The sequence below is a fragment of the Bacteroides sp. RTP21281st1_H5_RTP21281_210402 genome, assembly GCF_040918965.1.
Taxonomy (GTDB): Bacteria; Bacteroidota; Bacteroidia; order Bacteroidales; family Bacteroidaceae; genus Bacteroides; species Bacteroides congonensis.
This window is the reverse complement of record NZ_JBCOWR010000011.1, coordinates 204,951-217,967: the sequence shown is the minus strand read 5'-3', so window position 1 is coordinate 217,967 and position 13,017 is coordinate 204,951. Positions and strand designations below refer to the sequence as shown.

Sequence of the window (13,017 nt, the reverse complement as noted above, 5' to 3'; positions counted from 1 at the left end):
TTATTTCTTTTTTATAAATCGGTTAATAACAGGAATCTGGCTCAAAGGCAAGTCCCGCTTGATAATATAACTTACAAACAACAACAAAAGCACTGTGCGGAAAGCAAGGCGAAGCACAAGATTGGAGATTGGCACTTGTTCTCCAATCACATAGAGTACCGCCGCAAGCAGCACATAAAGTCCAAGGCTTTTCAAATCATATTGAATCGGATACTTCTTCTGTCCCATCCAATAAGACAGCAGCATAATTACTCCATATCCGGCAACGGAAGCCCAGGCAGAAGCAATATAGCCGTAAGTAGGAACGAACATAATATTCATCACTACGATTATAGCACAACCTATCAGGGAGAAATAAGCTCCCCAACGTGTCTCGTCCGTCAGCTTATACCAAAAGGAGAGATTGAAATAGATGCCTTTGCAGATTTCCGCAAGCATCACAATAGCCACGACTCCCAAACCTTCCCAATATCCTTTTGCTACCAGATAACGCAGCAAATCAAGATAGAACATTACGGCAAGGAAAGCCAGTAACGAGAAGATAAGGAAATACTTCATCGCAGCCGCATACATTTTCCGGTTGTCCCCTTCACGATCCTTGCCAAATACAAACGGCTCGTAAGCATAGCGGAAGGCTTGTGTAAACATAGCCATTACCATTGCTATTTTACTGGTAGCCGCATAAATACCCAGTTGCACCAATCCTTCCTGCCGGTCTTCGAAAAGGAACGGATAAATCATCTTATCCACCGTCTGATTCAGAATACCGACCAAGCCAAGAATCAGTACAGGGAAGGAATAAACAACCATACGTTTCAGCAATGCCCTATCCAGTTTGTAGGCAAACCCTCTCAGTTCAGGGATAAAGAAGAACATCTGGGCAACGGAGACTATCAGGTTACTGATAAAGATATAGCCTATCAGATAATCGGGATCATAGAACCATGAGATTATTTCCGGGCAATGCACATTCAGCCAGGGACACAGCAATAAGAAAAACAGGTTCAGCCCGATTCCGCCAATGATGGAAAGCAGTTTGATAGCCGCAAACTTTATCGGTCGTTTTTTATAGCGTAGATAAGCGAAAGGAATACACTGAAAAGAGTCTAAAGCCACTACAACAGCCATCATCGCTATAAATTCCGGATGGTTACCGTAATCCAGCAGATTGGAGATCGGCTGTAGGAACAATAAACAGAGAAGAACGAAAATCAACGATACCCCGCCTACCGAAAGCAGAGAGTTGGCATATACCTTCATCGGATCTTCTCCCGATTTATTGGCAAAGCGGAAGAATCCGGTTTCCATACCGAATGTAAGCAGTACCAGCATCAAAGCCGTAAAAGCATATACATTGGATACGACTCCATATCCCCCCGTAGAAGCCGGTAAAACAGCCGTGTACAACGGCACCAGCATATAGTTGAGGAATCGTCCGACAATGCTACTCAACCCATAAATTGCAGTATCTTTTGCTAATGATTTTAGTCCAGCCATGCAGATAATGATTAGTGATTAACGGACGAATGATTAGCGATTAATATCGAACAGCCGGTAGTATCTCCACTCTCCTCCTTCTGGAAGGAGGAGTCCCCGCAGGGGGAGGTGGTAGGATTCCCTCTCCTCTTCCTCACAGCCTCTCGAATCTCCTCCACTATTTGCGAAGGATTCTCAAATACCACCCTATTCTCAAACCGAATGACCCATATACCCTTCTCATTAAACAGGAAACGTGCACGAGTATCCGCATAATCCATTGCCGCCGAAGTAGAATGTACTTCTCCGTCCAATTCTATACCCAATCGGAATTGCGGACAATAGAAATCTAAAATATAAGGACCGACACTCTGCTGCCAACGAAATTTAAGTCCATCAATTTGCTTTCCTTTGATTAGTTTCCAAAGAGTGGCTTCGGCAGAGGTGCCCCCATTTCTTAAATCTTTTCGAACTGATTTCAGTTCAGACTTATTCATTGTATCGTGCATAGATCATTTGTTTTATGTATTCACCTACCACCTCCCCCTACGGGTACTCCTCCTTCCAGAAGGAGGAGAATGGGAATACTACCGACTATTAACTCTCGGAGATTCCCCTAATGAGATATGACTTACTACTAATTTACACTAACTTTATATTAACATTCTGCTAACTTTACATTAACCTTATATTAATCATTAAATAACGTTTTCTGATTACTGTTATACAGGCTACGCCCCAAATGCTTGTAAGCAAGTTCCGTCACTTCACGGCCACGGGGAGTACGCTTCATAAATCCTTCTTTTATGAGGAAAGGTTCATATACTTCTTCAATGGTTCCCGCGTCTTCGCCCAAAGCGGTTGCAATGGTTGTCAATCCCACAGGGCCGCCTTTAAACTTGTCTATGATGGTACAAAGTATCTTGTTATCTATCTCGTCCAGACCATATTTGTCGATATTCAATGCTTCCAACGCAAACTGGGAGATTTCCGTATCAATAGATCCGGAACCTTTCACCTGCGCAAAGTCGCGTACACGACGAAGCAAAGCATTGGCAATACGCGGTGTTCCACGACTGCGGGAAGCAATCTCCGATGCTGCACGCACCGAGCAGGGTACATCCAGGATGGATGCGGAACGACGGATAATGTTACTCAAAATATCATCATCGTAATATTCCAAATGCAGGTTAATACCAAAACGTGCACGAAGCGGAGCCGTTAGCAGGCCGCTGCGTGTAGTGGCACCCACTAACGTAAAAGGATTCAAATCAATCTGAATACTACGTGCCGAAGGCCCCTTATCAATCATAATATCAATGCGATAATCTTCCATGGCAGAGTAAAGATACTCTTCCACTACCGGTGACAGACGATGGATTTCATCAATAAAAAGCACGTCATTCGGTTCGAGACTGGTCAGTACACCTGCCAGGTCGCCCGGTTTGTCGAGTACCGGACCGGAAGTCACTTTAAAGCCGACATTCAGTTCATTGGCGATAATATTCGAAAGAGTTGTTTTTCCCAAGCCGGGAGGGCCATGAAGCAGGACATGGTCTAGCGCCTCGCCACGCAAGCGTGCCGCCTTCACAAAAATGCGAAGGTTCTCCACCACCTTATCCTGTCCGCTAAAGTCCTCAAAGCTCAACGGGCGGAGTGCATTCTCAAAATCCCGTTCCTTTGAAGTTAGCTGATGTTCGCGTATGTTAAAATCTTCTTGTTCCATTTATTTCTCGAAAGTAGGAGACAAAGATAGAGAAATACATTCATTTTCAATATAAGAAAGATGAATAAAAAAAGCCCGGTAGCATGAAAAGCAACTATAAAATATTACTTTTGCACGATATATATCGTATATATGATATATGTAAATCTATAATACACGCAATCGACCATGGTCCTAAATTATATCTGGATAGCTTTCTTCCTTATAGCTTTCGTCATCGCCCTCGCAAAAGTGATTTTCCTGGGAGATACGGAGATATTCACCGCTATCATGAACTCGACATTCGACTCTTCAAAGACAGCTTTTGAGATTTCTCTCGGGCTTACCGGAGTATTAGCCCTTTGGCTGGGTATTATGAAAATCGGCGAGAACAGTGGATTAATCAGTGCATTGGCACGTTTCTTGAGTCCGGTACTCTGCCGTTTGTTCCCGGATATTCCTAAAGGGCATCCTGTACTGGGGTCTATCTTTATGAATATGTCCGCCAATATGCTCGGACTGGATAATGCCGCCACTCCGATGGGACTGAAAGCAATGAAAGAATTGCAGGAGCTGAATCCGAAGAAAGATACGGCTTCCAATCCGATGATTATGTTCTTAGTCATCAATACTTCGGGACTGATTCTTATCCCTATCAGTATCATGGTATATCGTGCACAAATGGGGGCTGCGCAACCGACAGACGTGTTTATCCCTATTTTGCTAAGTACTTTCATTTCTACTTTGGTGGGAGTTATAGCCGTCAGCATTGCCCAGAAGATAAACTTAATCAATAAGCCGATTCTGATATTGATGGGTGTAGTCTGCCTCTTCTTTTCCGGATTGATTTATCTGTTTATCAGTGTCTCCCGTGAGGAAATGGGAACTTACTCCACACTGATAGCCAACATCATTCTGTTCGGTGTTATCATCCTGTTTATTCTAACAGGGATCAGAAAGAAAATCAATGTCTATGATTCTTTTGTGGAAGGGGCTAAAGAAGGTTTTACCACGGCTGTGCGTATCATTCCCTATTTGGTGGCTTTCCTTGTAGGTATCGCTGTATTCCGCACTTCGGGAGCGATGGACTACTTAGTGGGTGGAATCGGTTATGTAGTAGGATTATGCGGAGTGGATACCAGCTTTGTAGGTGCATTGCCTACGGCATTGATGAAATCACTTAGTGGAAGCGGTGCAAACGGTTTGATGATTGATACGATGAAAGAACTGGGGCCCGATTCATTTGTAGGACGTATGAGTTGTGTAGTACGCGGAGCTTCAGATACCACTTTCTACATTCTGGCTGTATATTTCGGCAGTGTAGGTATCAGTAAAACCCGCAATGCGGTAACTTGCGGCTTAATCGCCGATTTCTCCGGTATCATAGCCGCTATCTTAATCAGTTATTTATTTTTCTTTTAAATCATAACATTCAATTATGGCTGTAACTTATCAAACAGAAGGCGTCAAGATGCCTGATATCAAAAAACATGAGACTACGGAATGGATAAAAGCCGTAGCTGCTTCCTACGGAAAAAGACTCGGTGAAATCGCCTATATTTTCTGCTCGGATGAGAAAATACTGGAAGTAAACCGCCAATATCTGCAACACGATTATTATACAGATATCATTACCTTCGACTATTGCGAGGGCGACCGTTTATCAGGCGATTTGTTCATCAGCTTGGATACGATACGCACCAATGCAGAGCAATTCGGTGCATCCTATGACGATGAGCTACATCGTGTCATTATTCACGGGATACTCCATCTTTGCGGTATAAACGATAAAGGCCCCGGAGAACGGGAAATTATGGAAGCGGCAGAAAATAAGGCATTGGCGGTACGACAGCTATAAGCTATATCCTATTGGCGATTCATCCAGATATACTATAACAGTATAATGAAAAAAACGCCCCATCGTAACCACTACGACGGGGCGCCTTCATTAGCAACGTAATGCTAATATTAACACTAAATTATTTAAGAGAGAGATTTATTTCTTCTTGTCGGGAGCTACTTCCGGAGTCACCAATTTCTTGATTGATTTGGTATTCAGATACAGGAAAGCCAACCTCGGTGGTCCGTCCTGTGTAACCAGTTCCAATGAATCAGTTGTCAGCTTTCCGATGCGTTCACGTGTCTTATACACTTCCGTCTTTCCATTGTCTTCCTTGCTGAATCCTTCAATAATCAAATAGCCGTCTTTATCAATCTTCCAAGTCTTTAAATCTAAAGAAGGGATATTGACAGCAGAGCATTTTCCCCCTTTTTTGAATTCAAATCCTTTGAATTCACCTGTAGACTTGTAGGTATAAGGATTGCACCATTTACCAATAATTTGTTTCTCCACTTTGCCCTGTCCGTAACTGCTGAACGCAAAGCAGAACAGAGTCATAGCTGTAATTAATAGTTTCTTCATTTCATTTATTTTTCTAGTAAATCATATTTTTGGTCAATGCCACGTTCTCTCAGATGAATACCCTCCTTCATCCAACGCGGCTCTTTGGTTCCTTTCAGGTAATAGTCGAAGAACTGCATCATCCGGATAGTCCAGTCTTTCTGAGCACCTCTGCCCATTACAAAATGCCCTTCACCTTTGTAATTCAATAACCATGCCGGACGTTGCAGGCGGCGCATAGCTAAATAAAGGGCACGACCTTGTTCATACGCAACAGCCTCATCCTGGTCATTATGCAATATCAATAAAGGTGTATGTATCTTGTCTGCTTCCAGAATTGCAGAACTAGCCAAATACTTATCTTTCGCTTCCCATAAAGTCTTTCCCATCCGGCTCTGTGTCTCTTCGTACATAAAATAGCGCGGCAGCCCACTTCCATTACGAATTCCCAAATAGCCGGTAACCATATCGGTGATAGGAGCCGCAATATTGGCACAGGTGAAAATATCTGTCTTTGTCACCAAATAGGATGTTTGATAACCGGACCAGCTATGTCCCTGCAAACCAATTTTCCCGGGATGCGCTATCCCCTGCTCTATCAAGTACTTTGTTCCGCTAACCACAGCATCATAACAACTCTGGCCGGGAGTCCCAACCGTGAAATGCACGTCCGGCATAAACACAATATAACCATTGCTGGCAAAATATACAGGATCTCCTAACGCACTGCTCAGCAAAGGTGCATGATAGATATTCAGCTCACCGGAATGGGTTTCATAAAACTGTACCAGCACCGGATATTCTTTTTGGGGATCATAATCTTCAGGCAAGTAAAGCAATCCCTTATTTTCCTTATTCTCGTAATTGGTCCACTTCACCAGTTTGACTGTACCCCATTTATAATCCGCCTGTTGAGGGTTGGCATCCGTTACTCTGACCGGATTTGAAAAGTCTGCTTTGCTCCACCACAAATCCCGAAATTCCGATACATTCTGACGATTCCAAACACAATACTTATGATTGTCAGAGAAACGGTGTATGGTATATACATAATTCCCTTCCATCAGCTTCTTCAGACGTCCTTTCATATCAAGCTGATAGACACCCTCATCCATCGTGTCTTTATCCCAAAGGCTGACAATGACAGTTTCGTCTTTCTGAAAAACATCCTTATCTATATTGCTCGTCATTTTACGAATAGATTTGCCATGCTTGCGACCATACCCTTTAGTCAGGCACTCCGGCTGACGTTCTCCAGTCAAATCAACCTTCCACCAGTCATATGCATCGTACAGAAAGACATTATTCCCGTCAGCCGTCCACCCTGCTATTCCATAAGCGGGGGCAGGAGCCGGTTTATCATAACTTTCCACGAACATCGGATAACCGATAGCATCAGATATATTAACGACCTTACCGGTAGCACCATCAAACTTATTCCAGACTTGGGCAATCGGATCATACATTACCGCCCACTTGCCATTCATCGACCATTTCGGAGCAGTACGATAGTTACGTCCGATCAGTTGTTTCGCACCCGTATGCACATTCACCGAATACACATCGAACGGCAACCGGTCCAGCCACTCACGTTGCGTCTTATAAGGAGATTCGTCCGTGTAAAGCACATAATCCAATTTCTCTGCTCCCGATGGTAAGAGTAAATCTACGGTAGACGGGGCAATTTCAGTAAGCTTCTTAGAAGAAATATCATAAATATACGTCACCGACTTATCCTGCCTATAACGTCCGCCCCGTTGTAAAGTCGGAACTTCCATTTCGTTCCATGTCCACAACTCCAATTCAAAGCTCTTGTCCGGTTTCTTTTCCGGTTCTTCCCTTCTACGTGAAATCTGCTGTGAGTCCCGAAGTTCAAGTATCAGAAAATTATGGCTTTTAGACAAGTCAATGCGTCCGACAGCCATTCCCTCAGGTAAAACAATCTCTTTCCGGTCAAAAAGTAAGTTACAACCCGGCTTCTTTAATGAGAAAGCATACCACAAAGAATCATTTACGCTAAACTCCCCGGTCATCTCTTTTTCATTAAAACTGTAAGAAGAGGGTTCACTCTTTACAGAACTCTGATAAAGAGTCTTATATGGACCGGCTAAAGGACCATAACATAGCTCGTTCCCGTCTGACTTTCTACGAATGAAAAGAATAGAACGCCCTCCGTCATACAATGTATGATAGCCGATACTGTCAATATGAAAAGCAACTTCTGTCTTCAAATGACGTACCACCAGCCTGTTAAAAGCCGGGACATGATTCACCGTATCTTTCGGCACGTTAGTTACAGAGATTGAGTAAGGAGTCCCTTCTACAGGGCGAAAAGCCTCTTTATGTTTCCATTCGGCCTTTACTCCCGAAGGCAATGACAACAAGAACGTCTTCATTACTCCTGCTGAGTCCGCCTGCCGATAAAAAGCTCCCTGATCGTTATTATAAAACTCCAGGCGCTCTATATCACCATTCAGCAATATTTCTTTCCGTGTACGGGAATCGAATAAATGCAGAGGTTTTTCTTCCTTGCTATCCGGATTATATTCCATCAACGATATACGGTAAGTCACCCACCTGCCTGTCGGTGAAATATCCGGCGCATCAATACGTTTCCAAGACGTACACGCTTCTATATCCAACGGCCTCTTCTGAGCCTCAACAGACAAGCTTCCACCTAGCAACAAGCCCGCTATAATCCCTATATGTACAAATATCCGGTTCATCTTATCTTCTCCTGTCATCTTTAATCATATCCTTGTTCAAATCGACATCAGAATCAGCCGAGTTGTCATGCAACAGCAAGCGGGCAAAATGACGCCACATCTTATGCTCGAAGAAGTCCTCGGACTCACCGAAGAATCCATGTGTACATTTCGGCAATACAAACATCTCGAAATCCTTATCTGCCTTAATCAACGCATCCACCAGACGCAATGTGTTAGCCGGATTCACAGTCTTATCCATCGCACCGGTAAACAGCAGCAAGCCGTGCTTATAATTCTTTGCCAACTCCTGATTCGGACGTACACGGACACTATAATCATACGTCGTGCTTTCTACTCCCAAACTGTCTTTAGTCGTTTTCACCTTCTCATCCACACCGAAATGAATCTCTACAAAACCTTTATTATAAATACGGTTGTCGTGATTACCAGCCGATGAAACGGCAGCCGAATAGAAATCGGGATAAGTGCAAATGGCGGCAGCCGACATAAATCCTCCGCCAGAATGTCCGTAAATACCGACTTTGGTAGCATCAATAAACGGATAACGGGCAGCCAGTTGCTCGATAGCATATTTATCATCCGCCAACGGATAATCACGCATATTGTTGTATCCGTAGGTATGATAAGCCTTTCCACGCATCGGAGTGCCGCCTCTGTGACCTACGGTTATTACAATGAATCCCAGTTGAGCCAGGCGGGTGTTATAAACATCGCTAATCGTAAAACGTGTCGGCACATATTCAAAGAACGGTCCCGGATAAACATTAGAAATGATAGGATAAACCTTTGTCGAGTCAAAATCGGCAGGTTTCCACATCACGCCATACAAGTCGGTCACTCCATCGGCAGCTTTTACCTTAAAGCGTTCCGGCGCTTTCCATCCCATCTCATAAACAGGCTGCAAATCGGGCTTTTCCAACGTCATGATTACCTTTCCATTCCGGTTACGAACCACATTCACCGGTTCCTGCGAAACGGTAGAATAAGAATCTACCATATATCGGTAAGACGGAGAGATACTGACATCATGTGACGCATTCTCCGGAGTCAACAAACGAACAGCATTTGGACGATCCAATTGAGCTTCATAAAGGATGTAGTAATAAGGATCAATACCTTTTTCACGACCATAACCATAGAAATACATCTTACGCCCGATAGTATCAATCTTGGTAACCGGACCGGCTACCCACGTTCCATCAGTCAGTTGGTTCTTCAGATTTCCCGTTGCCGTGTCATACAGGTAATAGTGTCCCCAACCGTTACGTTCGGAACGGAACAGAATTTCCTTTCCGTCATTCAAGAAAGAGACATTACGCATCTGATAATCGAGATACGGTTTGTTTTCTTCATGAATCACCACGCGCACTTTTCCGGTTTCTACGTCTACTTCGCAGATATCCGACTGGTTCCATGGGCGGTTATAGCGTTGGAAGTACAAACGTTTCCCGTCTTTTGAAATATACAATACATCAATATACTGATCAGGCCAGCGATTAATATCAATTTTTTTCACTTCACGGGTATCAACATCTCCAATCAATAATTCATATTGGGTGACATGTTTATCGCCCGCCAGTTCGGCTTTATAAGTTTTCAGTGTCGGATATGGAGTAGACAACGAATTGATTAACCATAAATCACGCACTTTCCTGTTATCCTCACGAACTGCATAAAAACGATGGCTACCCGGAATCCAATGAGCGGACTCAGCCCCGAAGCGTCCTTCCATCATGCCCTCATCTTCACGGTTAAATGTATAATTCGGTTCACCGTCCGTTGTCAGTTGTACAGGAATAGTATCTTGTCCTTTCTTCTGATTCCCGACAAAATACAAATTATCCTTACTGGCATAAAGAAAGTAAAGACTATCCGGCGAATATTTCATCCAATACGGATCACTATTTCCATAAGATGATTTCTCATTAAGCTGCTTCAATACTTTCGAGTAGATGTTGTAAGTATACAATCCACGGTCGAAATTAATACGGATAGTTTCGTTATCCTTCATGAAAGTGAAAGACAGATATGGGTCTGCCGAAGAATAGGCTTTCTTGGTATATGCCGCAATTTTACTCAATAATTCAGCCGTATCAAACAGGAGACGTTTTTCCTTTTTCCTCGGATTGACATAATAATACTTCTTTCCTTCACGTGTAGTAAACGAATAATAAAAACAGTCCGTATCGTTGATAAACGTTGGCTTGACTTCTGTTGAATACTTTATTATAGGATTTTGTTCCAACAGACGGAACTTCTCCGCTAACTTATAATTCGCTTTCTGCTGCGCACCGGCAAAACTGCATACAAACAACACAACTACCGGACATATGTATTTAAAGAGAGAATTCTTCATAAAATCTTATCTATTGTCTTATTTATTGCGATTAATGTCTCCCCAATAATCCGCACGAGTATCACCTAGCAAATGTTTAGCGAAGAAACGGTACATTTTCTTTTCAAAATACTTATCAGCAGAACCATATCCATGACCGGCACCCGGAATCACCAGCATATCAAAATCCTTTCCGGCTTCAATCAAAGCCTGAGCCATACGATATGTATGTGCAGGATTCACATTCTTATCCATATCTCCGGTGACAAGCATCAAGTGTCCTTTCAGATTCTTAGCAATCTCTGCATTTGACTTTACACTAAACTTATATTCATACTCTTTTGTCTCGTTGCCCAAACTGTCTTTTACAACTTTCTCCACTTCCTTCACCCCATTGTAGCATTCTCCCCATCCACGATTATAGATGTTGTTATCATGATTTCCGGAACAGGAGACAGCAGCTTTATAAAAGTCCGGATAGGTACAGATGGCTGCAGCAGCCATAAATCCACCACCGGAATGACCGTAGATACCTACCTTGTCAATGTCAATATAAGAATGTTTGCGAGCTAACTGCTCGATAACATATTTATCATCCGCTAATGGATAATCACGCATATTGCCGTAACCAAACCGATGATATGCCTTTCCACGCATAGGGGTATCTCCTCTGTGAGACACAGCAATTACGATAAAACCTAACTGAGCCAAACGGGTACAACATCTATCTTCTAAGGTAAACGAAGTAGGAACCTGCCCAAAGTAAGGTCCCGGATATACCACAGAAACAATCGGATACACCTTAGTCGAATCAAAGTCTGCCGGTTTCCACATTACTCCATGCAAATCAGTTATATTATCAGCAGCCTTCACAACAAAACGTTCCGGTTTTTTCCATCCGGCTTTGCCGGCTAATTCAATATCCGGCTTTGCCAATTCAAGAATCGTTTGTCCCTTATTGTCTTTCAACATGATTCTAGGTTCCATATCCACTCTAGAATAAGTATCAATATAATATCTGTTAGACTTCAGGAAGTTAACCTGATGCTGACCGTCTTCCGTACTTAATGGAGTCACTCCTTCCCTATCAATATGTACTTTGTAGAGCATGTAATAAGATGGGTTAATATCTTTTTCCCTACCATATCCATACAAATATACTGTTCGTTCCAAAGTATCAATAGAAGCTATCTGACCTGCCACCCAGTCACCGGAAGTCATCACATTCTTCAGCTTTCCATTGCCATCATAATGATAGTAATGCCCCCATCCCGTACGTTCCGAACGGAAAAGAATATCTTTACCGTCATTCAAAATAGCAACGCTACGAGCATGAGGGTCACGATATGGTTTGTCAACTTCGTGAATGATTTCTTTCACTTCCATTGTCGAAATATTAACAGAACAAACATCCACTTCATCCCATGTACGTTTTGTACGTTCGAAAAAGAGGTATTTACTGTCAGATGTCACACACAAAGGAGCTACGTATTGATCCGGCCACTTATTTATATTAGCCTTCTTTACGGTTCGTTCGATTACATCAACTATCACCAGTTCATTCTGGGTTACATTCTTATCGCCAGGGAATTCATAACGATATGTAGTTAGGGACGGTCTGTCACCCAACGAATTTATCACCCAAAAATCCCTAAGCAGACGTTCATCTTCGCGTACCAGATAAAGATGCCGTGAATCGGGACACCAACGGATATCAGACATGACTTCTCCTTCTTCTTCCGTTCCTCCATCATGTGCATAAGAGTAATACCGAACTCCGTCAGTAGTCAACTGCACTTCCGTTGTGTCCATTCCCATCTCTCCGTTACCTTTCACATACAAATTGTGTTTCTTCACATAAACGAGATATTTCCTGTCCGGTGAGTATTTCATCCATGAATAACGATCAAATAATGACCGGCTCTTATCTTTCTTTTTCTCTACAATCTGATGTGTCAAGCGATTATATTCATAATTCTTCCCTTTATAAGAAAAAGAAAACACAGCCAGGTTTTCAGAAAACTTGATATCACTCAACTCCATTTTATTCCTGTCCACTACCCCTCTAGTAATCTGTGCTATTCCCGATGCCAGTTTCCCTTTATCAAACAACGGTTCCTTTAAGCGACGTTCAGGATCTACAAAATAATAATCCTTCCCGGCAGTCGTATGAAATTCAAACCAAAACTTATCTGTTCCATTGATTTCATTCGGCCAAAGATTTAGACTATTAGCAGAAAAATTACCTCCTAAACCAAAAGCCTGAAATTCATTTGCCAATTCATAGTTGGCCTGCTGTTGGGAAAAAACATACAGAAAGCCTGACCAAGCAAATAAGATTATAAACAGTATTCTTTTTCTCATATTCAAA

At 42.7% G+C, this 13,017-nt stretch carries 9 protein-coding genes; 2 read left to right on the top strand and 7 right to left on the bottom strand.

Translation table 11 applies throughout. The features are described from left to right. The 3 genes from AB5443_RS16845 to ruvB all read right to left on the bottom strand — a co-directional run bounded on the left by AB5443_RS16845 (window position 1) and on the right by ruvB (window position 3,202). Entirely contained in the window at window positions 1-1,497 is a 1,497-nt protein-coding gene (locus AB5443_RS16845; protein WP_368113753.1) for a polysaccharide biosynthesis C-terminal domain-containing protein, read from the bottom strand. An 11-nt stretch (window positions 1,498-1,508) separates the two neighbouring features. Beyond that, window positions 1,509-1,985, bottom strand: a complete 477-nt coding sequence (locus AB5443_RS16840) for an endonuclease domain-containing protein (protein ID WP_368113751.1) — start codon at window positions 1,983-1,985, stop codon at window positions 1,509-1,511. A gap of 182 nt (window positions 1,986-2,167) precedes the next feature. After that, on the bottom strand, window positions 2,168-3,202 hold the full coding sequence (gene ruvB, locus AB5443_RS16835) for a Holliday junction branch migration DNA helicase RuvB (protein WP_022137118.1): 1,035 nt from the start codon (window positions 3,200-3,202) through the stop codon (window positions 2,168-2,170). A gap of 168 nt (window positions 3,203-3,370) precedes the next feature. Here ruvB and AB5443_RS16830 point away from each other — a divergent pair, with 168 nt between their 5' ends. Together AB5443_RS16830 and ybeY are read left to right on the top strand one after the other, a co-directional pair. After that, complete coding sequence (locus AB5443_RS16830) at window positions 3,371-4,603, top strand: nucleoside recognition domain-containing protein (RefSeq protein ID WP_022137119.1); 1,233 nt, start codon at window positions 3,371-3,373, stop codon at window positions 4,601-4,603. A 16-nt stretch (window positions 4,604-4,619) separates the two neighbouring features. Continuing rightward, entirely contained in the window at window positions 4,620-5,039 is a 420-nt protein-coding gene (gene ybeY / locus AB5443_RS16825) for an rRNA maturation RNase YbeY (RefSeq protein ID WP_368113750.1), read from the top strand. Between the two features lie 138 nt (window positions 5,040-5,177). Here the strand turns inward: ybeY and AB5443_RS16820 are convergent, their stop codons facing one another. From AB5443_RS16820 to AB5443_RS16805, 4 genes are read right to left on the bottom strand one after another with little or no spacing between them, the layout of a single operon-like run. Further along, a complete protein-coding gene (locus tag AB5443_RS16820) occupies window positions 5,178-5,603 on the bottom strand; it encodes a lipocalin family protein (protein ID WP_195663761.1) in 426 nt (141 codons plus the stop codon). 5 nt (window positions 5,604-5,608) lie between these two features. After that, window positions 5,609-8,326, bottom strand: a complete 2,718-nt coding sequence (locus AB5443_RS16815; RefSeq protein WP_368113748.1) for a prolyl oligopeptidase family serine peptidase — start codon at window positions 8,324-8,326, stop codon at window positions 5,609-5,611. Next, window positions 8,310-10,667 carry a DPP IV N-terminal domain-containing protein gene (locus tag AB5443_RS16810; RefSeq protein ID WP_022137123.1) on the bottom strand — a complete coding sequence of 786 codons (2,358 nt, stop codon included), beginning with the start codon at window positions 10,665-10,667 and terminating at the stop codon, window positions 8,310-8,312. Before AB5443_RS16810 ends, AB5443_RS16815 begins: the two co-directional genes overlap by 17 nt. A gap of 18 nt (window positions 10,668-10,685) precedes the next feature. Continuing rightward, the gene (locus AB5443_RS16805; RefSeq protein ID WP_022137124.1) at window positions 10,686-13,010 is read right to left on the bottom strand and encodes a DPP IV N-terminal domain-containing protein; all 2,325 of its coding nucleotides are present in this window, start codon (window positions 13,008-13,010) and stop codon (window positions 10,686-10,688) included. Window positions 13,011-13,017 lie beyond the last annotated feature (7 nt).

Excerpts from the sequence above, each read along its gene's own strand:
- AB5443_RS16845 (WP_368113753.1), bottom strand. The coding sequence starts at position 1,497 with ATGGCTGGACTAAAATCATTAGCAAAAGATACTGCAATTTATGGGTTG.
- AB5443_RS16840 (WP_368113751.1), bottom strand. The coding sequence starts at position 1,985 with ATGCACGATACAATGAATAAGTCTGAACTGAAATCAGTTCGAAAAGAT.
- ruvB (WP_022137118.1), bottom strand. The coding sequence starts at position 3,202 with ATGGAACAAGAAGATTTTAACATACGCGAACATCAGCTAACTTCAAAG.
- AB5443_RS16830 (WP_022137119.1), top strand. The coding sequence starts at position 3,371 with ATGGTCCTAAATTATATCTGGATAGCTTTCTTCCTTATAGCTTTCGTC.
- ybeY (WP_368113750.1), top strand. The coding sequence starts at position 4,620 with ATGGCTGTAACTTATCAAACAGAAGGCGTCAAGATGCCTGATATCAAA.
- AB5443_RS16820 (WP_195663761.1), bottom strand. The coding sequence starts at position 5,603 with ATGAAGAAACTATTAATTACAGCTATGACTCTGTTCTGCTTTGCGTTC.
- AB5443_RS16815 (WP_368113748.1), bottom strand. The coding sequence starts at position 8,326 with ATGACAGGAGAAGATAAGATGAACCGGATATTTGTACATATAGGGATT.
- AB5443_RS16810 (WP_022137123.1), bottom strand. The coding sequence starts at position 10,667 with ATGAAGAATTCTCTCTTTAAATACATATGTCCGGTAGTTGTGTTGTTT.
- AB5443_RS16805 (WP_022137124.1), bottom strand. The coding sequence starts at position 13,010 with ATGAGAAAAAGAATACTGTTTATAATCTTATTTGCTTGGTCAGGCTTT.